This is a genomic window from Terriglobales bacterium (assembly GCA_035487355.1).
In the GTDB taxonomy this organism is placed as follows: Bacteria; Acidobacteriota; Terriglobia; order Terriglobales; family Acidobacteriaceae; genus QIAW01.
The window spans coordinates 1-23,062 of record DATHMF010000014.1 but is presented as its reverse complement, the minus strand read 5'-3'; the positions used below and the strand labels follow the sequence as shown (position 1 = coordinate 23,062).

21 protein-coding genes are annotated in these 23,062 nt (G+C 56.1%); 4 read left to right on the top strand and 17 right to left on the bottom strand.

The features are described 5' to 3' along the window. Positions 1 to 251 (top strand): DUF4199 domain-containing protein (locus VK738_02580; protein HTD21509.1); only part of this gene is annotated, 251 nt, incomplete at its 5' end. Positions 252 to 471: 220 nt separating this feature from the next. On the opposite strand, the gene VK738_02575 is transcribed toward VK738_02580, so the two are convergent. From VK738_02575 to VK738_02505, 15 genes are all read right to left on the bottom strand, one after another. Next, on the bottom strand, positions 472 to 1,464 hold the full coding sequence (locus VK738_02575; GenBank protein ID HTD21508.1) for a hypothetical protein: 993 nt from the start codon (positions 1,462 to 1,464) through the stop codon (positions 472 to 474). Between the two features lie 62 nt (positions 1,465 to 1,526). Next, the gene (locus VK738_02570) at positions 1,527 to 2,771 is read right to left on the bottom strand and encodes an acyltransferase (protein ID HTD21507.1); all 1,245 of its coding nucleotides are present in this window, start codon (positions 2,769 to 2,771) and stop codon (positions 1,527 to 1,529) included. 4 nt (positions 2,772 to 2,775) lie between these two features. Then, entirely contained in the window at positions 2,776 to 3,132 is a 357-nt protein-coding gene (locus VK738_02565) for a PadR family transcriptional regulator (protein HTD21506.1), read from the bottom strand. Between the two features lie 274 nt (positions 3,133 to 3,406). Beyond that, entirely contained in the window at positions 3,407 to 4,660 is a 1,254-nt protein-coding gene (locus tag VK738_02560; protein HTD21505.1) for a hypothetical protein, read from the bottom strand. A gap of 508 nt (positions 4,661 to 5,168) precedes the next feature. Then, positions 5,169 to 6,590: an NCS1 family nucleobase:cation symporter-1 gene (locus tag VK738_02555; GenBank protein HTD21504.1), complete on the bottom strand. Its 1,422-nt coding sequence runs from the start codon at positions 6,588 to 6,590 to the stop codon at positions 5,169 to 5,171. A gap of 4 nt (positions 6,591 to 6,594) precedes the next feature. Beyond that, the gene (locus VK738_02550) at positions 6,595 to 7,914 is read right to left on the bottom strand and encodes an aspartate aminotransferase family protein (GenBank protein HTD21503.1); all 1,320 of its coding nucleotides are present in this window, start codon (positions 7,912 to 7,914) and stop codon (positions 6,595 to 6,597) included. Positions 7,915 to 7,929: 15 nt separating this feature from the next. Next, positions 7,930 to 8,823, bottom strand: a complete 894-nt coding sequence (locus VK738_02545; GenBank protein ID HTD21502.1) for a nitrilase-related carbon-nitrogen hydrolase — start codon at positions 8,821 to 8,823, stop codon at positions 7,930 to 7,932. Between the two features lie 132 nt (positions 8,824 to 8,955). Beyond that, positions 8,956 to 10,392 (bottom strand): NADP-dependent phosphogluconate dehydrogenase, encoded by a 1,437-nt coding sequence (gene gndA / locus VK738_02540; GenBank protein HTD21501.1) that lies wholly within the window; start codon positions 10,390 to 10,392, stop codon positions 8,956 to 8,958. Positions 10,393 to 10,400: 8 nt separating this feature from the next. Continuing rightward, positions 10,401 to 11,669 (bottom strand): lactate racemase domain-containing protein, encoded by a 1,269-nt coding sequence (locus tag VK738_02535; GenBank protein ID HTD21500.1) that lies wholly within the window; start codon positions 11,667 to 11,669, stop codon positions 10,401 to 10,403. Between the two features lie 35 nt (positions 11,670 to 11,704). After that, positions 11,705 to 12,601: an HAD hydrolase-like protein gene (locus VK738_02530; GenBank protein ID HTD21499.1), complete on the bottom strand. Its 897-nt coding sequence runs from the start codon at positions 12,599 to 12,601 to the stop codon at positions 11,705 to 11,707. Positions 12,602 to 12,670: 69 nt separating this feature from the next. Then, the gene (locus tag VK738_02525; GenBank protein HTD21498.1) at positions 12,671 to 13,975 is read right to left on the bottom strand and encodes a tagaturonate epimerase family protein; all 1,305 of its coding nucleotides are present in this window, start codon (positions 13,973 to 13,975) and stop codon (positions 12,671 to 12,673) included. 192 nt (positions 13,976 to 14,167) lie between these two features. After that, positions 14,168 to 14,899, bottom strand: a complete 732-nt coding sequence (gene larB / locus VK738_02520; GenBank protein HTD21497.1) for a nickel pincer cofactor biosynthesis protein LarB — start codon at positions 14,897 to 14,899, stop codon at positions 14,168 to 14,170. A 20-nt stretch (positions 14,900 to 14,919) separates the two neighbouring features. Further along, positions 14,920 to 16,272: a nickel pincer cofactor biosynthesis protein LarC gene (gene larC, locus VK738_02515; protein ID HTD21496.1), complete on the bottom strand. Its 1,353-nt coding sequence runs from the start codon at positions 16,270 to 16,272 to the stop codon at positions 14,920 to 14,922. Positions 16,273 to 16,291: 19 nt separating this feature from the next. Further along, the gene (gene larE / locus VK738_02510) at positions 16,292 to 17,128 is read right to left on the bottom strand and encodes an ATP-dependent sacrificial sulfur transferase LarE (GenBank protein HTD21495.1); all 837 of its coding nucleotides are present in this window, start codon (positions 17,126 to 17,128) and stop codon (positions 16,292 to 16,294) included. Between the two features lie 131 nt (positions 17,129 to 17,259). Next, positions 17,260 to 18,162, bottom strand: a complete 903-nt coding sequence (locus VK738_02505) for a lipase family protein (GenBank protein HTD21494.1) — start codon at positions 18,160 to 18,162, stop codon at positions 17,260 to 17,262. Positions 18,163 to 18,480: 318 nt separating this feature from the next. Between VK738_02505 and VK738_02500 the strand changes: the two genes are divergently transcribed. Next, complete coding sequence (locus tag VK738_02500) at positions 18,481 to 19,113, top strand: hypothetical protein (protein HTD21493.1); 633 nt, start codon at positions 18,481 to 18,483, stop codon at positions 19,111 to 19,113. 3 nt (positions 19,114 to 19,116) lie between these two features. Here the strand turns inward: VK738_02500 and VK738_02495 are convergent, their stop codons facing one another. Beyond that, positions 19,117 to 20,583, bottom strand: a complete 1,467-nt coding sequence (locus VK738_02495; protein HTD21492.1) for an amino acid permease — start codon at positions 20,581 to 20,583, stop codon at positions 19,117 to 19,119. Positions 20,584 to 20,699: 116 nt separating this feature from the next. On the opposite strand from VK738_02495, the gene VK738_02490 reads away from it, so the two are divergent. Continuing rightward, complete coding sequence (locus VK738_02490) at positions 20,700 to 21,776, top strand: aromatic ring-hydroxylating dioxygenase subunit alpha (GenBank protein HTD21491.1); 1,077 nt, start codon at positions 20,700 to 20,702, stop codon at positions 21,774 to 21,776. Positions 21,777 to 21,841: 65 nt separating this feature from the next. Continuing rightward, positions 21,842 to 22,210 (top strand): VOC family protein, encoded by a 369-nt coding sequence (locus tag VK738_02485; protein ID HTD21490.1) that lies wholly within the window; start codon positions 21,842 to 21,844, stop codon positions 22,208 to 22,210. A gap of 127 nt (positions 22,211 to 22,337) precedes the next feature. Here the strand turns inward: VK738_02485 and VK738_02480 are convergent. Further along, a partial coding sequence (locus tag VK738_02480; GenBank protein HTD21489.1) for a hypothetical protein occupies positions 22,338 to 23,062 on the bottom strand: 725 nt, incomplete at its 5' end.

Sequence of the window (23,062 nt, the reverse complement as noted above, 5' to 3'; positions counted from 1 at the left end):
TCATGGATAGCTACTTCGCCGCGCAGATTCACAAGGTCCAGTCCTCCGGACTTGACCCCGCCACCACCGCCGCGCAGGTCGCTGCCATACAACGCTCTCAGCAGCTCTACCAAAACCCCTTCGTCAACATGGCCTACACCTTCATGGAGCCCCTGCCCGTCGGCCTTATCATTACTCTCATCTCGGCTGCCATCCTCCGCCGTAAAGCCCCGGTCGAACCCACCACCGCTCGCGCAGTCATGACCACATAAATCAAAAGGCCGGGGCGTAAGCCCCGACCAAGAACCAATTTGTCATCCCGGGGTGACAAAGTTTATGCTAGACCAATTTTGGGAATGGTTTGGCCCCGCTCGCGATTCTGCAACAGTATCAAGATACGGCGGGGTTCGAATCCCTGTGGGCAGCCAAAACAAAACAAGCGGTTAGCCCTTTTCTCGGTTCTTCCGAATGCCTCATTCTTAGCAAAACCTCTTACCAATCCGCCGGAAAATGCGCTGGTCCTCGCTTCACGCGAATGATGCGGTACACATCCACTGAAGCTGTGAGCACGCCGATCGCAACGACCACGGGGAAGCTACGCGATGCCCACAGGTTGATCGCGGCGGCAATTTGCATTGTTCTTTCATGGGGAACATTTCGCACGCTTATTTCCGCCACAATATTTGCCTTGCACAACCACGCGCATAGGGCCCAGCCAATACAGTCACTCACCAGCCGCATGCTGGCCCGGAACCTTGTCCAGTAAGGGCGAAACAGATTGATGCCAGAGGCGATCGCACCGGCCGCGGTCAATAGCAGAATGCTCCAAAAGAAATACCGCCACGCCGGGGTAAGTATGATTCGGACCTCGGGGCGATCAACCATCACCGGGGATGACATGAATCCGATCCACCAGACGCAGACCGCAATGAGGCCTACGATTTCGGCGATGGAAGAAGAGCGTTTGATCCGGTTGGGATCCCGGACGGGTGGCAGCTTGCGCGGGTCCCACTTTTCCAGAAAGCCGGACTTGACATGATATTTTTCGATAAGCGCGAAGGCCACCGTGACGAATGCGAAGGTATTGACAGCCATCGGCCAAACAGCACGTAACGTGCCGCCGATCAACGTCCCGGCATGGTCAGGACGGTAGGAAGGCGCGAAGCTGTCGATGCAGATCCAGACGAACAGCCAAGGCACAAAGTAAAACAACCATGCCATTTTCAGCACCACCCAATAGATGGGCAACAGCAGCGGCCCAATCAAATGCCGCTGGGGCAGATAGCGGTTGGCGACCACGATCGGACTGCCTAGCTGCTTGAGGATGGCTTCCACTTCTGATTCATTCAGCTTGCGGCTAAGCTCCGCTTCTTTCTCCTCCATTTGGGAGCTGATGTCTTCCGAAAGTTCGGCAACGATGTCCTGTTTCTGTGCCTTGGGTAGCCAGAATCCGACGGCTTGTAAATAACGATCGATAAGTTCCATGACTTCTCCTTTATGAATTACGCATACCTAAATCCTGCTGTGGGAACCCTTTTGTGAAACCTCTAGATGGTCCGCGCAACAACGGGAATACGCCGGATCGCCGCAATGACCGTCCAGCTCAATACCAGCGTGCCGAAAAACACAATCGATCCTTTTGCTACGGCAGGCAGATGTGCCTGCAAAAATGCATATTGCAACCAGCTCACGAATACGTAGTGGATCAAATACATTCCGTAAGCGTTGGCTGACAGGCTGTCGAATATTCTGTTTGGCTTTACAACAAAACGCAGGAAGAGAGCGAGAAAAGCGAACGAGGTTGCAGCACAACAGGCTACGAATGCGAAATCTGAGAGCACCTCCCAGAATCGTGGCGCACTATGCGCCGTGAAAGTCACAACGAAAAGAACACCTGCGGCTATAAAAGTTAGAAGCGATGCAGGAATCCAGCGCAACCAGCGTCGTGCCAGATTTCCATCCGGCGCCAGCAAGCCGCGCTCAATCCCCCAGGCGCCGACACTGATGCCCGCAAGAAAATAAACTGCATAGTGAAGCAGGCGGCTGGTCTGAAAGAAGAATGGCCCGAAGCTGGCCCATGCGAAAGCGTTGAAGATGAGTTCCATGGGGATGTATGCGATTGCCGATGCAATGATCAAGTATCCAAAGAAAGTGAACGGACGGCGCGATGCGTTCGATGAAAAGCGGCTAAGCGCCTCACCCCATTGAGGCATCAGCGCGAACAATAGAGCGGCAATGCAATCGAACGCGAGCAAGACCCAAATAAACCATTCCGGACCAACTGGCCAGTTGCCCAGCGAACGCCATTGCTGCCAAAAACCAGAAATACCCGTGGCGCCTGTTTGAAGATAAGTTGGGTAGTAGGCCAGAGGCGCCAGTAATGCTCCCGCTACTACAAACGGAATGCCAAGCCTCCTGGCACGGTTACCCAAGAACCCCCCGCTCCCTTTGCGTTGTAAGCTCTGCCAAACGAATAGCCCGGAGAGGAAGAACATCAACGCCATGAAAAAGATGTCGTTAAACGAGACCAACAGGCCGAAGGGACTCCAGCGTTGAATATCGACTACAGGAAAAGCTCCCCACAACCGAGGCTGGGCAAGCAGGGACTTCGGTGGTGCAGGAGCAAAAGGGTGATAGGCGAGGACAGCGTGATGTGCCAGTACCAGTACGGTGATGAAAGCACGCAAATAATCGATCGCGAGGTTGCCTCGGGCAGTCTTTCTTGCGCTTAGCTCCAACCCTTTAGTTTGTGCGGGTGGAGCGTATGACAATGTTGTTGTGCTGAGTCCCATAAAATTATTTCTCCCGTAAAATTTGTTCTAGAGACGTGTTAATGTTTCGCCACTCTTCGAGCAATTGCTTGAGAATTCGCTTGCCGTCCGGCGACAGCCGATAAAAGCGTTTATTGCGTTTCTCTTCCTCACGCCATTGACTGACAAGCAGGCCTTGACTTTCCAGCCGCCGGAGCAAGGGATAAAGTGTGCTCTCATCAATAGCCAGGCCATCATCGGCCAGTGCTTTGCGCAGCGTATATCCGTAGCGTTCTGTCTTGAGCTGTGCCAGCACGGCTATCACCAGGCACCCACGCCGCAGCTCAAGTCGAAGGTTTTCATAGAGGTCCGTATTGGGATCGTCATTGCGACTGTTTGTCATATGGTATGTGGAACACACTGTATGATACACAGTACTACTTGTCAAGTATTTATTTACCTCACAGGGCGGGCAGGGACAGCCTTACGTCTTTCGGGGCGGTTACTGAATTATGACGAGTGGTGTGCGCGCCTATATGTCATAGTTGCGGGATGACTTCGGGGCGGTCTGAAGCTTCAATTAATCTATTGAAAAGAAAGGAGCCCACAGGAAAATCAGTAGCAACGCCAGAACATGCCGGGGTGCCCCGCTTCGCGCGTCAGCGCGTGTGGGATGTCTACGCTTGCTTGTGCTCCATTGCCAGCAACTCCGACTTCCATCTCCTGAGGGATTCGAGCGATACTTTCCTCTGCATCTCATTCGGTAGTGTGAGGGTTAGCATTTCCGCATCATCCAGCTTTTTCAGAGCGCCTTCGATATCGCCTTTCGCTTCCAGGATCCCGGCGTCAACCCTGGAATGCAGCCCCAGCATGACTGTGGAATCAGGCAGTACCGCCAGCCATTGTTCCGCCAGGTCAACCCGCTTCCGCCTTCTCGCCTGAAAAATGGAGGCATCACATATCAACCCCTCGCGTACCATCGGCGTAGTGTAACCGGAGTACTGCAGGCAGGTTTCCAGCAACCTCGCGGCCTCTGCATCTTTGTGCTGCCACCATGCCGCACAGTAGGCAAAGTAGTGGCCGGCAACCGTGTCCGGCGAATTGTCCTGGATGGCAACGGCTTTGGCCAGAAAATCAGGCGATAGCGATTCGAATGGAACTCCCTCTGCCATCTCCCCAATTAGTTTTAGTAGCGCCAGCCAGCGCTCGCCCCGCTCGCGATTCTGCAACAGCATCAAGATACGCGCGCCATCAGAATGCGAGACTCGGCCCCGGGCCGGAATGAGACTGAGGACGCCGCTCAGCACTAAAAAGAAAATAAAAATTTTGGAGGTGAAGCCCTTGGAATAGGGCAACAGGAACATTACATAAGCCGACAAGAGAGTAGCTGCCGGCCCTGCAAACACCATCGCCAGGGCGCGCAGGCTGAGTTTCCCCGTCTTGCTGGGAAGCAGGTTCACGGCTCCGCTGAACCATCCACCAGGACCTCGATACCGTGAGATTCGAAAAGGGCGATCAATCTGTATCCGGCCGATGTGCATTGAGCTGAAGCGAAAGCCCAAGCAGAGGCCGGCCAGCAGGTGTCCGCCTTCATGAATAACGGTTGTTGCCAGTTTTGCCAACACAATCACCAGTCCGGCTGAAAGGAACTTGCTGCTTGTCCAACCTGGGAACAACCGCTCCCAGTCGCTCAAGACCCAGAGGACTGAGAACACAAGTCCGAAGAACAGCAACGCGACTATGACCTGTCCAATGAAACGTGCAAAGCTTATGACCCATCCAACCAAACGTGCGGAGCCTGAACCTCGCTTTACCGGTGAGCCTTGCTTCACCTGCGAACCTGGCTTTACCGGCGGCGGCAGGGGAGCCAGACAATCCAGGATGGGCGTAGGACTAGTTTGCGGCTCTGCGGCTGCGGCGTTCACCGCCAAAGTCTACCAATTCCCACCCGTCCCAGCCAACCCAGTTACCGATTAACCTGGACTTCGCGCCTCCCCTGGCACCAAAGTGGTATCAAAGTATTGATTCTTAATAGATCATAGGTCATCATGGGCTTAGAAGTGTATCTAGCATCCAGAGTGCGAGGCTCGGGCCTCTTATGGATCTTTGAAAATTCGGTGAGCTGTTCTCGAAACTTGAAACTGGAAACTGTATTTATCAGGTTTACCGCGAAGTAACATTAACCCTTGTTCCAAACCCACGTTCCATGCATGGCAGCCATTTCTGGCTCCCATTGATTATCAATGATTTACGGACGTTGCCCCCAAGCATGCATGGGGGGTGGCCTCACATTTGCTATGTCCCAAAAAGCTCATTTTCATTTTGCCCAATTTGGGTCGTAGATAACTTACAGATTACCCCCAAGCCGGCAAGGGGGGCCCCCACCCGATCCGCGAGAATCCGCGTAATCCGCGGTGGCCTTTTTCTGAGAACTGAGAACTACTTTCCGGTACGCATGAGGGTGTAGTAACTTACAAACGCCACGGCAAATCCTACAAACCAGGAGTAGTCGTAGAGAAACCTGACCGATGGAATGACCAGTCCCATGAGCGCCACGGCTGAGCCGATCACCAATGCCGCAATGGCCCGCCAGTTGAAGCCGCTGGAGTATTCGTATTCTCCACCGCGCAAATACAGGTCATTCACCACGAGACGCTTGCGCCGGACCAGGTAGTAGTCGCAGATCATGATTCCCGCCACCGGGCCCAGCACAGCGGCGTATCCGCCCAACCAGCCAAAGATAAATGTCTTGTGATTGGCCAGCAGCTTCCACGGCATCATGGCAACGCCGATGAAGCAGGTGATGACGCCGCCGGTTTTGAATGAGATTTTGCGCGGCCAAAGGTTGGAAAAATCATTGGCCGGGGAGACCACGTTGGCGCCGATATTGACGTTGAGAGTCGCGAGCAGAATGGCCAGTAACGAAATCACAACCGCGACCGGAGAGTGGAAGCGGCTGAGGAGTTGGACCGGGTCCCAGATGGCCGTGTCGTAGATCACGACCGTCGCCGAAGTGACGGCCACACCGATGAACGAGTAGAGCGTCATGGTGAGCGGCAGCGCGATGGCTTGTCCGATGGCTTGTCCGCGTTCGTCTTTGGCAAAGCGGGTGAAGTCGGGAATGTTGAGAGAGACGGTTGACCAGAAGCCGACCGTTCCGTTGAGCGCGGGGATGAGGAATTTCAGAAAATCGCCGGTGCTCGAGAACTGGGAGGGCGCGGAGAGCATGGGACCGAAGCCACCGGCGCCGAAATAAGCCCATCCCAACAGGAGCAGGCCGACCGCCAGCAGAATCGGCGCGCTGAGACCTTGCAGAAAGCGAATGTACTCGATACCTCTGAGGATTACGATCACGTTGATCGCCCAGAAGATGGTGAAGCAGATGGCGACGCCATGCGGGTTGTTGCGCCACGCCGGCCAGACAGTTCCGAGCAGCGTATTGATGGCCTCGCCGCCGATCCAGCTTTGAATTCCAAACCATCCGCAAGCGACCAGAGCCCGCAGCACCGCCGCGAAGTTCGCACCCAGCACTCCGAACGATGCACGGGCCAGCACCGGAAAGGGAACGCCGTAACGGGCGCCGGGCTGCGAATTCAGAAGCATGGGAGCCAGGACGATGGTGTTGCCCAGAAAGACCGTCAACACCGCCTGCTTCCAGTTCATGCCGCCTTGAATCAGGCTGGCCGCGAGCATGTACGTCAGAATATTGACGGACATCGAGACCCAGAGTGCGGCGTAGTTGTAGGTAGTCCAGGTGCGCTTTTCAGGGCCAGCCGGGGCAAGGTCGTGGTTATACAGCGGGCTGGATTCTATGGACCTTCCCGCCGTAGTAGAAGATGCTACAGGAGATGTGGCGCTCATCCGGTCAGCGGGCCTTTCCCGCGCCGACCGCGGCCGGAGCCATTGCCATCAGGGCTTCATCCATCGCACGAATCGCTTCGTCAACGTCGGTCTTGGCAATATTGAGCGGCGGAGACATGCGGATCACATTCCCGTACAGGCCACCTTTGCCGATGAGCAGTCCGCGCTTGCGGCACTCTTCCAGGAACTGGTTGGTTTCCTGCGGAGCGGGTTCTTTGGAGGTGCGATCTTTGACGAACTCGATGGCCTGCATCAATCCCATGCCACGGACATCGCCGATGAGCTCATGCTTTTGCTTCAGCTCTTCAAGGCCCTGGCGGAAGTAATCGCCAACCGTAGCCGCGTTATCCATCAGCCGGTCTTCTTCAATCAGTTCGATGGTGGCCCTGGCAGCGACGGAAGTAACGGGATTGCCGCCAAACGTCGAGATCTGCAGGCCCTTGAAGCTGGCCGCGATCTCCGGACGGGTAAATGTTCCACCCACCGGCACTCCGTTGGCCAACCCTTTGGCGGCCGTGATGATATCGGGCGTGACCTCCCACTGCTCGATTCCAAACCAGCGTTTGCCGGTGCGGCCCCAGCCGGTCTGTACCTCGTCAGAGATAAACAGACCGCCGTAGTCTTTCACAATTTTGAAGACAATCTTGAAGTACTCTTTCGGCGGAGTGACAAAGCCGCCGACGCCCTGGATCGGCTCGGCGATGAAGGCGGCAATCTGTCCAGAGGTCGTGGTCTGGATGACGGCTTCGAGATCTTTGGCGCATGCAACCTCGCAGCTCGGATACGTTTTGCCCAGAGGACAGCGATAGCAATATGCGTTCAGAGCATGCACAACGCCCGGAGCGGGCACGGGCAGCGATTTGCGCCAGGTGTTGTGAGCGGTAAGACCTTGAGCGAGTTGCGAGCGGCCACTGTATCCGTGGCGGAGCGCAACCACTTCGTAACGGCCGGTATACATGCGGGCGAGCTGAATTGCGGTCTCGTTGGCTTCGGTTCCGCTGTTGGTGAAGTAGCTCTGGCTGATCTCACCCGGCGTGATCTGAGCAATCTTTTCTGCCAGTGCGACCACCGCCTCATTGGGAAACACAGTGGATGCATGCTGCAGCTTGTCAACCTGCGCTTTGATCTTGGATGTGATGCGGGGATTGGCGTGTCCGACGGAGATGGTGACGATGCCACCGAAGAAGTCGAGATACTTTTTGCCGTCGGCATCCCATAGGTACTGCATGCTGGCATGGTCGGTAACCAGGGGCTCAGCGTAGTAGGTAAAGATAGAAGGAAACAGGTACTGCTTGTGTTTTTTGATGATCTCGTCTTTTGTCATAAGAAATCCTCAGAATTAGTGAGTTCCGGCCGCTTTTCCAGCTTGCGCAGTAAGCGTCTGATAGCTGTCTGGGCGCCGGTCGCGGAAGAACTGCCATGTGTTGCGCACCTCTGCGATCATATCGAGGTCGAGATCGGCGACGACGACTTCGTCTTTGTCACGGCTGGCTTGCGCGATGATTTTGCCGCGTGGATTGCAGAAATAACTCTTGCCGTAGAATTCGCCGATGTTCCAGGGCGCTTCTTTTCCCACCCGGTTCAGCGCTCCCACGAAGTATCCGTTGGCTACGGCGTGCGCCGGCTGTTCAAGCTCCCAAAGGTATTCGGAAAGCCCGGCGACGGTTGCCGAAGGATTGAAGACAATCTCGGCGCCGTTCAATCCCAGGATGCGTGCTCCTTCGGGGAAATGGCGGTCGTAGCAGATATACACTCCAACCTTGGCGTACTTTGTATCGAAGACGGCGTAGTCGGTGTCTCCCGGCGTGAAATAAAACTTCTCCCAGAAGCCGGGCGCCACCTGGGGGATGTGGTGCTTGCGATATTTGCCGAGATATTTGCCATCAGCGTCAATAACAGCGGCGGTGTTGTAGTAGAGGCCGGTCATCTCCACTTCATAAATCGGGACGATCATCACCATGTGGTGTTTCGCCGCAATCTTCTGCATCAGCTTGATCGTCGGACCGTCAGGCACACGTTCGGTCAGTTCGTACCAGCGCGTATTTTGCTCGGCACAGAAATAAGGACCATAGAAGATTTCCTGCAGGCAAAGGATCTGGACCTTCTTTTTGGCTGCCTGATCAATCAGCTTCAAGTGCTTTTCGATCATGGCTTTCTTGATTTTTTCGAGAGTATTCTCGGGACCAAGAGGATTGCTGGCCTGGATCAACCCACAGCGGACCATTCGGGACATCTGCACCTCGCAGGATGGAAAACTCCATAAATATACCGCAGAAAGCCCGCAGACTGCTCTCCTGCGCAAAAATTCCATCCAGCTAAAAGAAGAAAGCTCTCATTCAGGTCGCAAAGAAACCAGACGCTTCCGTCATTTGCCAGCGGTGGCGTGAACTTCACTGCTGGTCCACTCGGTATGAAACACACCGTCTTTGTCGGTGCGCCGGTAGGTATGCGCCCCGAAATAATCACGCTGGGCCTGCGTCAAATTCGCCGGCAGGCGTTCACTGCGGTAGGCATCGAAGTATGCCAGTGATGAACCGATCGCCAGAACGGGAATCCCCATTCCTACGGCAGTTTGAACGACCAGGCGCCAAGAGTCCTGGCGGCTTGCAACCGCGTCGCGGAAAGCTTCATCGAGCAGCAGGTTCGTCAACGCAGGGTTGCGATCGTAAGCGGCCATGATCTGACCGAGCAACGTCGCGCGGATGATGCAACCGGCGCGCCAGATCTTGGCGATGTTCTTGGGACGCAGGTCGTATTTATATTCCCCTGACGCAATTTGTATCAAAGCCATGCCTTGAGCGTACGAGGTGACCTTGCTGGCATAAAGCGCGTGCTCGACTGCCTTGATCAGCTTCTGCTTATCACCCTTGAACGACGGGACCGGCCCGCGCAGCACTTTGCTGGCGGCAACGCGCTGCGGTTTGAGCGCCGACAAAATGCGGCTTTCAACCGCGGCGTTGATGGTAGGGATAGGCGCTCCCAGGTCGAGCGCGTTCTGGCTGGCCAGCTTTCCGGTACCCTTCTGTTGGGCTTCATCGAGAATCACATCTACCAGAGGTTTGCCGGTTTGCTCATCTTTTTTTGCCAGGATGTTTGCCGTGATCTCAACCAGGTAGGACTTGAGATCCCCTTTGTTCCACTCGCTAAAAATATCGTGCAGTTCGCCGGCACCAATTCCAAGACCACGGTGGAGCAAGTCATAGCATTCGGCAATCAATTGCATATCGCCGTACTCGATGCCGTTGTGCACCATCTTGACGTAGTGGCCGGCTCCGCGCGGTCCCATGTATTCGACGCAGGGCTCGCCGTCGTCGGCTTTGGCGGCAATGGCGCGCAGAATCGGAGCTACAGCCTCCCACGCTTCCGGTTGTCCGCCGGGCATGATGGCCGGCCCCCACAGCGCGCCTTCTTCTCCGCCCGAGACCCCGGTCCCGATATAGAGGAACCCTTGCGCTTCAAGTGCCTTGTTGCGGCGGTCGGTGTCGAGAAAGGCGGAATTGCCGCCATCCATGAGGATGTCCCCCGGCTCAAGATGCGGCTTCAGGTGGTCAATGGCGCTGTCAACCGGCGCTCCGGCAGGAACCATAATAAGGATACGCCGGGGCTTCTCCAAAGCTTCCATAAGGGCGGCTGGTGAATCTACACCAGTGACCTTCTTGCTCTTCGCCGGACCGTTAAGGAACGCGCGCATTTTGTTCGCGTCCAGGTCGTATCCCACAACGGGAAAACCATTGCGTTCCATATTCAGGGCCAGATTTGAGCCCATCACGCCCAGTCCCACCACTCCAATTTTCGCTGCCACGTGCTCTCCTACGGCGCAGTTGCGCCCTTCTGCTTCAAGCGATATAAAGTTTCACCGGCGCGCGGAACAACCAGCACACCTTCATCTTCCCGATTGCGCCACTCATCGATCTTGATGGTCGCCGGGTCTATATAACCAAGATTAATGCGGTGGCAGCGCTCTTCGGGAATGCGCGTCGCCAGGCTCACCTGGATGCGAGGCTTTTCCACACCCGTCGCAGCGTCATATGTGCCCAGACCTTTCACATGCGTGGAGTGGGCCACCACTCCGCCGGGATAGTGTTTGAACTTCTCCCACTGCTTCAAAAAATAGTCGCGGCAGTGGTAACCAATCTCGTCAATGATCTTGCCGTGCGTGTAGCTGACCTCATCTATATGCGGGCTGTAGATTACTACTTCCCCACCATCGGCAACAGCAGGCTCCATCTTGTACATGCCTTTGCCTGCGGTCCAGAGATCGTCGTACATCTCCGGCATCACGGAGAGCACGCGCTTGTAGAGCTTATCAACCCAGCGGATGTGGATCTTTGCTGAGAGCGCCGATGCCACCTTCCATGCCTCAGGCGCCGTGTCATAGTAAAGACCAGCGAGACCATCATGCGTGACCACTAGAGAGAAGCAGGTGGCCGGCACTGGGATCAGCGAGGCTGCTCGATCAATCACCGCGCGCACAGGGGTGTATCCCGCCCCGATCACCTCGTAGTTGGTGATGACCGCCCCCAGCCAGTGCGTAAAGTTGATGATCTCCGCGCCGCCAATGCCCGGAAAGAAGTACTTGTTGCCGCCGGAAAATCCGACGACTTCATGCGGAAATACCGGCCCGCAAATAATGATGTGGTCGTAGTTCAAGATCAGCTTGTTAAGCGTGACCGGAACATCCTGTGACATCCGGCCGTTTGTGATTTTTGAAATCTCGGCGGCGGGAATGGTACCGAGATTGGCAAAGGTAGCAGGATTTTCCCAGTGGTGATTAAAAACATTTGTGTCGCCAACCTTGCCGTTGACCACCGTGTGGCCCACCAGTTTGCTGAGCTGCTGGTCGCTCATCACCGAGTGCGTGCCCAGCGCTACCAGATAGTCCAAAGCCTTCACACGCGGCCGTAGGATTTCGTGGAATAGCGCGAACATCTGCGGCATAGGCATGGTTCGCGTGCCGTCGGGAATGAGGATGATGACGCGCTTGCCATCGAGCTTTCGCGATTCGAATGCCTGGGTAATGATCTGGCGCACGTCGTCGCCGGTGAGGTACGCGTTTGCCGCGCCTCTTCCGATCGTCATCGTCGTTCTCGCTTGGGAGTTGTGTTGGCCACTGCTTACCGCTTCCACGGCGGAGTCGTTGGCAAAAGTTTATCAAATTCAGCAATCAATGCAGTTTCGTATGCGCCCGCAAATTCACCCGTCAGGAACTTCTGCAGACCCTCCTTGTAAAAGCGCTCCCAGGATTCTTCTTCGTGCCCGGGGTTAATCGGGAAAAAGAGCGCATTGTTGGCGCGCGCAGCATCAAAGTCGCCGAGAGCATCGCCGATCATCAGCACCCGGTTCGGCGCATACTTTCCGCCGGTCGTCATCTTGAGGTGTTGCTTCTTGGTGCCTAATTCCTGACCGGCGATAGCGCGAACGTACTTATCAATATCGTTCTCTCTCCATTCATTGATGAGCGCTTCGGTCGGCGTGGCCGAGACTACCACCGCGTCCGCTTTCTTCTGCAGCACTTCCAGACTCTCGCGCACGTATGGAAAAGGAGGCAGGTTGTGGACAATGTCGGCCACGGAGTCGTTGACCGCTTTGCTCCATTGCAGAGCATGTTCCAGTTCCGGATCGGGGTGCTCTGCCATATAGGCTTTCAAGCCGTCGTTGCTGAGGGACTTGCCCGACGCGATAAACTCGCGCACCTTGGCGGCCTGCGGGACTTCGCACCCGCGCTTGATCACCTCAGGCCGCTCGCGCAACAGATCTAAAGTCGAAATCAGCGCCGGCCAGCGGTTGGTCCCGCGCCATTTGGAATAGAGGTTGATAAACTCGACGGCCTCGCGAGCATACTTGGAGACCGCTTGCAGGTCCCAGTACTTGATGATCTGTGGGCAAAAACATTCTTTATGCTTGATCTCCATGCTGTCGAAGGCGCAGCCATCGGAATCAATGCCGACAAAAAACTCATACTTCGGCTCGAGGCCAGACAATTCTTGTGCTGATATGGCAACAGTCGCCATACGTGTCTCCTTTTCGTTTCTTTAGATCAAAAATGTGCGCAGGTCACGGTACTGCTCAGCTTCCGAGGCCTACTTACCCAGGAAGATCGGCCTGACGTGCCGTTCGTAAAGATTGGTGGTGACATTGCGCGAGATGGACTCTTCGCAAGTCTCCAGCATGTCCAAATATCGGTTGCCCATCTTGGCGGCGATCTTGTACCCCACGTGCAGCAGTTGCCGCAAGCTGGGATTGAATTCTTTGCACTTCTGGTCGTGGCGCAATGCGTTTACGTATTGCTCCGGCGACCATTTCTTGACCTGCTCGGGTGAGGGCAGCTTGGCAACATCAATATCAATCACCGCGGCATAGGGTGCTGAGAGCTCTTCACGATGCGCGTAGGCTTCCGCATAGATTTCTTTCGCCAACGCCAGGCCGTCGCCTCCGGCTTCTGCCAGCCCGATCAGCTCCTCGAGCCAGGTGGTGCCCGCGGTCTTTACGTGGACTCCGGCGCCGGTGTCGCGCAGCGCCCGGCAGATGGCCGGATAGATCGAGAATTTATCGCTCCCTGAATGTACGCTGAGCTTGAGTTCGGCAGGCAAGCCATAGGTCTTGACCACGTGAGCAATGACTGCGAGGTCGCTGCAAAACTCGGTTTCAAATTGGGCCAGGTTGCCCACGTAATCCACGCCCTTGTTGAACCTACCGGTAAACTTCGGCGCAATGGTCTGTAGCGGAATGCCTTCATCAGCCAGCGCAGCCAGGATTACCAGCAACTCGCCCGGCGTCTGCGGGTTGTCGGTCTCATCCATCGAGACCTCGGTGACGAAACTACCCTTCTCTTTAGCATTCGCGATATGACGGTAGATGCGGCCCGCCTCTTGCGCTGCAAACAAGTATTTTCGTGCGGTCTGCGAGGCGTCAGCGCGCGATATCGTCAACGGACCCTGGCCAGGCAGGTCAATCCGCTGAAAGAGCTCAGGGTGCCGGTCAAGAAATGCGCTCACCCTCTCGTCGGCTGCAGGCTTGCCGATGGCGGCAGCAACATCAATCGTGTAATAGTCGCTGGATTCCAGAAAACCGTCTACGGTTTCCTGGGTGATGTGATCGGCATCCACGTGGAAGGGCTTCTTCCAGCCCAGATCGCGGATGGCAACTTCGGCGGCCACGCGCACGCTACCGGGCTTCGAGCCAACGATCATGTGCTCGCGGTTCGATTTGTTCCACACTGGAATGATCTCTACGCCATCCTTCGCGGCGAGTGTGAAGGCACGCAATTGAGCTTTCGCCTGATGGGCAAAGCGGTCTCCTACACCGAAGGTGTAGTGCTCCAAGCGAAGAAACGGTTGAGCGGAGGGCACTAACGTGCCCGATGGAGACGTACTGAGTGACGCCATAGTTATCAAGCTCCCTCAATTTAAGGATTGCCCAAGCGCTCTGTGATCCGTCCCATGCTGCTGGAAGAGGGTCTTTTGTCTTCCCTCGGAAGAACACCTGCGGCGACCGTCGATCAAGTTGGCCATTACCCCACGAACGCAATTCTACAACAGCCAGAGCGGCGGAAACTCCCTGCTTTCACAGCTTTACATTCATAAGCGGTTGATCATGGAAGCGAAATAAGCAGCGCCAAAACCGTTATCAATATTAACCACCGTAACGTTGGGGGCGCAGGAGTTCATCATAGCAAGCAGGGCGGTGACCCCCTGAAACGAAGCGCCGTAGCCGACGCTGGTAGGCACCGCAATCACAGGCGCACCAACCAGGCCCGCAACCACGCTGGGCAGCGCTCCTTCCATCCCTGCACAAACAATAAAGATACGCGCCGTTGAGAGCAGATTGCGCTGAGCAATCAGCCGATGCAACCCAGCAACACCAACATCACAGGCCAATTCAATGCGGTTTCCCATCACCCGCGCCGTGACCGCTGCCTCTTCGGCGACCGGCAAATCGCTCGTGCCGGCGCATAGAATCGCAACCACGCCCTTGCCCTGCTCCTTCGCATCCTGCACCAATGCAATGGTGCGGGCGCGCTCATTGTATTCGGCGGTTGGTGTAGCCCCAAGTACTGCATGGGCGTGCTCCGGTGTGCACCGGGTCGCAAGCACGTTGCCTCCGTGTTCCGCCATGCGGGCAAAAATCTCGGCGGTTTCCGCAGGGGTCTTACCGGCGGCGTAGATCACCTCGGGCATGCCGTGCCGCAGCGAACGGTGATGATCGAGCTTGGCGAAGCCCAGGTCTTCGAAGGGCAGATTGCGCAGGCGCTCAACGCCCTCATCGGGAGAGATCCGCTGTTCGCGGATATCTTCTAATAAGGTCTTCACAGCATCCTGGTCCATAGGTCTTAGTCCGCGGCCGCGGCGTGCTCCTCGCGGTAGAGGCGAACTACCTCCTGCATCACAATTTTCAATGGAATCTTGTGCCGTTCGGCAATGCGGCGGCAGTCCTCGAATTCAGGAGAACAGTTGGTCAACTCGCCGTTCAAGTAGGCGAGCTTCATCCGAACCTCTCCCCAGCTTGTGCTCACGGTCGCAAACTTGCGCTGCAGGCATTGCCGGCGCTCTTCGCGCAGACGAACCCCCAAGGTTGTGGTCTCGCGCAGCAGTAGATTGCATAGGCCGTTGGCCTTCTCGCGTTCGCACAACACTGTCAAAAGATGTCCTGGCCGGTTCTTCTTCATCAAGACCGGTGTGACCATGACGTCGAGCGCGCCGGCAGCCAGCGCCTGCTCCATTACGTAGCCGACCAGTTGCGGCGTGAGATCGTCAACGGCGGTCTCAATAACAGTAACAACTTCTCGATCAGCGCTCTGCTCTTTCTGCACCGCTTCACCAACTGTGATGCGCACCACGTTGGCGAGTCCGGGCAAATCGCGGGCTCCGGCGCCGTATCCTGTGTGCTCAATCGTCATCGCCGGCATGGCGGCAAATTCCACGCCCAGCGCCCGAAGTATGGCTGCTCCAGTGGGCGTCACCAACTCGGCCTGAACTCCTGAGCTGTAGACAGGTGCGCCTTTCAGCAACTCCGTGGTCGCCGGAGCCGGGACCGGAAAGATGCCATGCGCACATTTCACCGTGCCGCCGCCAACGTTGAGCGGCGAACATACCCAACGAGAGACTCCAAGCGATGCGCATCCTGCCGCGGCGCAGACGATATCCACGATGGTATCCACCGCACCGACCTCATGGAAGTGGATCTGTTCCACGGGAATATTATGGATTTTGGCCTCGGCTTCGCCCAGCAGACGAAACGCGCGCAGCGCAATCGCACGCGTAGCCGAGTCAATTGGCGCACGCGATATCAGCTCGTGAATTTCCTTCAGCGATCTTCCGTGCTCGTGCGCGTGCTGATGATCATGATGCGGGCGTTGCTTCTCGCCCTTTTCAGTCTTAGTCCCATGATGGGAATGCTCGTTGCTATGGGAGTGAGAATGAGCGTGAGCGTCTTCGCTACGGCTGTGAGAATGCTCGTCGAGAACAACGTGGGCGTCATCCTGCTCGCCCTCCGCGGTCAGCACGCGGACCCGGGTGGAGCTGATCCCGCTCCGGTTCACGGTTTCGACTTTGATTTGGGCATCGACTCCGAGTGCGGCTATGGTTTGGCGAAACAGATCGAGATCAACTCCCGCGTGGAGCAGCGCGCCCAGCATCATGTCTCCACTCACTCCGGAAAAGCAGTCGAGATAAGCAACTCGCATAAATTCCTTCTGCTGCCTTTCAGCTTCGCCTCGCAACCACATCACCCAGCGGTAATAGCGCGTTCATCGAACCGGAGCGGTAGCCTTCGAGATCGAGCGCCACAAAGCGGAAGCCGGCCTCTTTGACCGCACGCGCAATGCGGTCAGCCATACCATCGCTAAAAACAGCCGACATCTCCTCACGCGCTATTTCAATGCGCGCGATTTCGCCGTGATGGCGAACCCGGAACTGGCGAAAACCGAGCCCGCGCAGCGCGTCTTCAGCCCTCTCGACCGCCTGTAGAGCTTCCCGCGTTACCGGCCGGCCGTATTCAATACGCGAAGCCAGGCAAGCCGAAGCGGGTTTGTCCCAAAGTCTCAGGCCGGCACCGCGCGCCAGCTCGCGGACCTCTGCTTTGCTGAGCCCAGCTTCTGCCAGCGGTGCAACCACATGATGCAGCTCAGCAGCACGCTGACCAGGACGAAAGTCTCCATCGTCATCCGTGTTCTTGCCATACGCCACGGCAGCGTAGCCCTCTGCGGCGCGAATGCGCTCCATCACCGTGAACAATTCATCTTTGCAGTGAAAGCAGCGATTGGCGTCGTTGCGCGCGTACTCGGGACTTTCCAGCTCTGCAGTTTCAATGACACGCAGTGGGATTCCCTGCTCCCGCGCGAACTGGAGTGCATCGTCATACTGGCTGCGCGCCAGTGAAGGCGAGTCTGCGATCACCGCCAACATCCTGTTTCCCAGCGCCTGGTATGCGGCATAGGCAAGAAAGGCAGAATCCACACCGCCCGAATATGCCACGGCCACCTTTTCGAAACTTTTGAGCCGCGCTTCGAGAGCAAGCCGCTTTGACTCGAGAGACTCCATAGTGGTTACCTCGCTGCGTCTGCCGTAGCTGTCAGCAAGCGCCCCCCAGCAGATGAAAGCAGAAAACTGCGATGTAATCTGCAGAAATTGTGGTGAGTTAAGTCTAACGCAAGTGCCGCTTTCTGGGCATCTCACCTTCCTGCCATGGCCGGAAGAGCGGCCTCGCTCTTTTGGTTTAAAGCTGCAACGCCAGGAATATATCCGGTGACGATAACGTGGTTGCGGACAACGTCGAGAGAGAATCCGCTGTCAATGGAAAGCGGGGTCCCTTCGTGGTCGTATCCCGCCTGAGAGGGTGGAAGATGCGGCACCAGGTCCCACATATTCACTACCCGGTAGCAAACATTCACGCGCGAGTTATAGAAGTCAGTGAAATCACTGTGTCCGACGTTAGGCTCGGCAAAGGTGTAGACGGTGGGCGAAAGTTTGGCGGCAACGTCGTTCACAAGATCGGGGGCTGCCAGGCCAGCCAGGGCTCCGCCCAGGCTGTGGCCTGTGATAAAAATCTCTCTAAGTTGCTGCGCTTGATTTTGCACGACCTTTTGCACGATCTGCCGCAGGTTGTTGCGGATGGCGTAATAGACGAGCTGAAACCCTTGATGCACCATGCCGCTTCCAGGAATGGGAGCATAGGGCGCCGGAATAAGGTCGAGGTTATCCAGCCAATCGTGGAAGTACTCTGTGCCTCGCAACGCAACCACGAGTCTCTGTTTGGCGGCATCCATGCACACCCAGCCAAAGTGCAGGTTTGGTTGCGGATTGGGCACAGCATTTATCAGGATCTCCTGGCCAACGTTTTCGGCGTCCTCGAACAGGGGTTTGACCCGCTGGGCCAACATGCTTTGCATCATCCTTTTGTGTTGATCGCTGGATTTGGAAAGCTGTGTCAGGTAATCGGGATGACTTGTATCCGCCAGAATGTTGAAGGCATTTTGGCTGCTGGTGAAGCCGTCAGGAGGATTTGTAGAGACGTATGCCGCTTTGGCCAGAGGCAACGCATAGACCTGGGCAAATTCGCTATCAAAGGAAACCATGGGATCTTCTCCTTCTACTCAACTTTGGATACGGTTGACCGGCCACAAATTGACGCTGCTCACGACAAATTGATCTCGCGGTCAACGCAGTTGTAAATTGAATCCGATATTAAACAACACAGCAGGACCAATAGAAATGAAAATGTGGCTTTGAAGCGCTACAAAAATCCCACAATGGGCTGGTGCAGGAATGGGAACTTTATCTCTTTGTGCCGGTTCATCTCTAACTCTGGTACCGAAGGTAACCCACACAGCATCCCTGGCTTGCGCTGTCAGGGAGTATGCTTAACCGACAAACTTTAAAGGAAGGTGAAGAGCATGTTGCAGAGGTTGCTGGAATACAGACCGGGTACGGCTTTTTACATTATCGGCGGGTTGATCTTGTTCGTTGCCATGGCGCTGTTTGTCCAATACCGGATGACCGGCCGCGTCAACCTGCAGGCGATGATTGATCGAGGCACGGAATTTAAGCCTTTTCTGGACCGGAACCCGCATTTGGAGTTTGTTGACTCTTACCCCAACACAGCGATGGTGGTGGTCCGCGACCGCGCAACGGGCCGGACCGCGATGCTTGACCTGGCCATGATTATCACCGCCGAGGTGCGGGCGGTTCCATGTGAAAACTCTCGCGAGTTCAGCCCCAAGATGGTGTATACGGACGCCGGAGAGAGCATGTGTTTCACGATCAACAAACCAGACACCGGCGCAGGTGATCCCTACACCCACGCCGTCAGCTTTTCGGCAAAAGCCAAAGAAAGCCAGGTGGAGCAGTTTTACCGCGACCTGTTTACCAGCCGGGGAAAACGAGTATCGGTAATGCAGGACTCCAGCCGGGCCATCATTCTCGAAGCCGAAGATGAGGACCACAATACGGTAGCGCGGATTTCCATACGCGGCTCCTTCGACACCGTCCAGGGGTTTCTCTCTTGGACCAATGATTTCACTAAGTGAAAGCTATTTTGCCGTCGCGGCTTCAGCCGGTTTATCTGTTCGCTGGGTTCGCTTCCAATAAATGTAGAACGGTATGCCTATCGCCACGATGACCACTCCCCAAAGTGCCTCCTGCGTCTTTTGGACGACAGCATTGACAGTCCAGATGCCGCCAATCAGCAGGTAGAGTGCCGGCAGCCATGGATATCCAGCACAACGATACGGCCGGGGAGCGTCGGGCATTTTGCGGCGCAGCACAAACAGCGCGCCTACCGTGAGCGCGTAGCTGAGCACCATCATGAACATCACGTAGGTGAACAGTGCGTTGTAACCTCCGCTGAGCGCCAGCGCTGCTGACCAGACTCCCTGCAACACCAGGCTCCTTGCCGGGGTGTGCCAGCGCGGACTCACCTTGGCAAGGCCGCGAAAGAAAACGCCGTCTTCTGCCATGGCGTAGTAAACGCGCGCGCCGCACATGATTGCGGTGGCCATCGCGCCAAAACACGAAACGGCAATCATCAGGGCCAGCCAACGCGCCGCGCCCGCTGAGAACATGGAAACTGCGGCGGCTTGCGCCACGGCAGTATTGGCGGCGATCTCGGTCATGGGCAATGCATAGAGATAAACTGCATTGATGGCCAGATAAAGCGTTCCCACGATCAACAGCCCAAGCATCAGCGATCTCGGCAAGTTCCGTTGCGGATCTTTGACTTCGCCGGCAACCCAGGTGATGTATACCCATCCGTCGTAAGCCCAGAAGACTGCAATCAGCGCCACCCCAATTCCGCTGAGGATGAAAGGGGCCGTCGGCGATGACGGCAGTGCAATGGAATAATGTCCCCATGATCCCTTGCCAACAGCTATGCCCAAGATCACAAGAGTCCCAATGGCGGCAAATTTCGCCCAAGTGGCTATGTTCTGCAGCACCGCACCCCGGCGCAGGCCAAAAATATTGACCAGGGTCAGGAGGAGGATTGCGGTCAGTGAAACCAAGTGCTCCCGGGTGACGGTCAAGGTGTGAATCCGAGAGGCCAGGTGTCCTGCTGATAATCCTGGGAAGCGAAAGACAAAGATGACATGAGCGGCAGACACAGCAGGAAAGATTTTGCCTATGTACTCCGCGAAACCTGCACCGAGTGCGGCGACGGTACCGGCAACGCTGACGGTAAAAATCATCCAGCCGTAAAGGAAGGCGACAAATTCTCCGTAGGCTTCGCGAAGATAGACATACTGCCCGCCGGCTTCAGGGAACATAGCGCCCATCTCGGCAAAAGCGAAGCAGGCCGGCAAGGTAATCAGCATGCCGATGACCCAGATGGAGAGAAACAATACCGGCGTGCGCGTGTTCGATGCCACGTCGGCAGCGGTAAGAAAAATGCCCGACCCGATGATTCCGCTGGCTAGCAGCAGGATAGAATCCAGCAGCGAGAGCCCTCGGACTAGTTTGGCAGGTTGGCTCAATGCGCGTGTTCCCCGGTCTTGTGAATGCATTGCAAACTGCTTATTCTTTTCCGCGGCATCTCCGGTCGTCTCTGAGCTCTTGACGGCATGCACGGAGACGAGATTATATCTAAGATCACATGACTCGCCCCTCCCAATCCTTGACCATGAACAAACTCATTCAACCCGATGTTGCTCAGGCATTCACCCTGCCGTCGCACTATTATTTCGATCCTTCTTTCGAGAGCCTGGAAAAAGAAAAAATCTTCGTTGGGACATGGCAGATTGTCGGCCATGTGAGGCAGTTGCCGAACCCCGGCTCTTTTTTCACGGCGAATCTGGTGGGTGAGCCTTTGCTGATTGTGCGCAATGCGGGCGGCGAGATCAAAGGTTTCTACAATGTCTGCAAGCACCGCGCCGGGCCGCCAGCCGAAGGCTGCGGCGAAAGGAAGGTCTTCCGCTGCGGCTATCATGGCTGGACGTATTCGCTCGATGGCGAGCTGCTGAATGCTCCGGAATGTGAGGGCGTGCAGGACTTCCGCCACCAGGAGTTTGGATTGACTCCGGTCCGAACTGAGCAGTGGGCCGAGCTGATTTTTGTGAACCTCAATCCGGCAGCCGAACCGCTGCTCCAGTCGCTGGGCCAGCTTCCCCAAGGGATGGCTAGCTTCCAATTCGAGAAGATGCAGCTCCACGAGCGCCGCATCTACGAAATGAATTGCAACTGGAAGACATACATAGACAACTATCTCGAGGGATACCACCTGCCGAGCGTGCATCCCAGCCTGAATCGCGAGCTGGATTACGGCAGCTATACCACGCAGCTTTTTCCCAGCTACTCGTTGCAATCCAGCCCCATCCGCGGCCCTGAGAATGAGAAGACCGTGGAGCGCCGCTACTCACAGGCTAAGGGAGATGACGTTGCTGAATACTACTGGGTATTCCCCAACTGGATGCTCAACTGCTATCCCGACAATGTCTCCGTGAACATTGTTTTGCCCGTGTCGCCCGAGCGTTCTATCGCCATTTTTGACTGGTACTTTCCCGAAGCGGCGCTCAAGACCCCGGCCCCGGCGCAGACGGTGCTCTTCAGCGACGAAATCCAGGTAGAAGATGTGCGCATCTGCGAGACCGTGCAAAAAAACCTGCGCTCCCGGTCGTACAGCCGCGGCCGCTACAGCGTCAAGCAGGAGGGTGGAGTGCATCACTTCCACAGTCTTTACGCGGAAGCGATGGGAGTGTGAGAATCATCACTGCCCTGTTCGCCTTATGCGACAATAACTAACTCTCGCGTGGAACAAAGGTCATCATGGAAAATACAGCGCAGCGAAGTCCATTCTGTCACATCGTCATTCCCGCACCCGACCTTGAGAAAGCGATGTCTTTCTATCAAACGATCTTTGGTTGGCGGGTGCAATCCAATGTTCCCGGGCAGAAGTACTGGTTCTTCGAATCAGGAAATGTCAGCGGAGCGTTCAGTGGCAATAAGAAGCCGGGTGTGGGCTCCGTGGTCCTCGTCATTCAAGTGGAGGATATGCCATCTACGCTGGAGCGCATCGTCGAGCTGGGAGGCACGATCAAGCAGGGCCGCAGCCGGATTGGCCAAGCCGACGCAGGATATGACGCTTATTTCCTCGACCCAAACGGCAATGAAATGGGAATTTATTCCAAACAGTGAGAACGCCGCCAGAGTGGATTAGTCATTTCCGAATTTCTGAACGGTCAAAATTGAAAAGGCCCTGATCATTGCAGGGCCTTTGTTATTGGGGGTGACTATCAAGAGCTGATTGCGACTTATCCCAGATCTACTTGGGTAAGAGGCTGCAAGGCAGTGGATGGAAGCCGCTGAAATTAAGGTCCGAGCCGACGGCGATGGGCTGGTCGGAAACCACATGGACCGTATGCGAGACGCCGGGACTGTTCGCCGGAAAGTCTATAGGGGTTTGATAAGTGACCACCAACGTGTTCAAGGACGCGACAGCTACGGTGCTGCTTCCGCTTTGACCAGGGTAGATATCGGCGGGATTCGTTCCGGGAATGGTCACGCCGGCCAGGTTGTTCCCATGCTGGTCCAGGAAATGCACCGCCACGTTGGCAGTTGTCGAGCTCCCGTTGAAGACATAGATGTCACCTCTGGTGTTACCACCGGCGTTGGCAAAAAACGCAGGCGTGCAGACCCAAACAAACGGCGGCCCGCCCGACGATGAACCTGCCGGGCCTTGGGGCCCTACTGGACCCTGTGGGCCTTGCGGACCAGTAGCGCCCTGCGGACCTTGCGAACCTGCTGGCCCCTGTGGTCCCTGCGGACCCACAAGGCCTAACGCCAGTGAAAACGTGTGTTCGCGGTCATCTTCATCCTTGCCCCAGGCAACTTGCAGCAGAAAGGAGCCGGTGGGAACCGGCGACGGTAGATTGGCCGTGATCACGCCGGTGTGCGCGATGTTGTTGACCACCGAGTTCACAACCACCAGCGGTGATCCCGCCAGCCGAACCTTCGGCGCCGCCAGATGTTTTGCTTTGTCGAGATCAG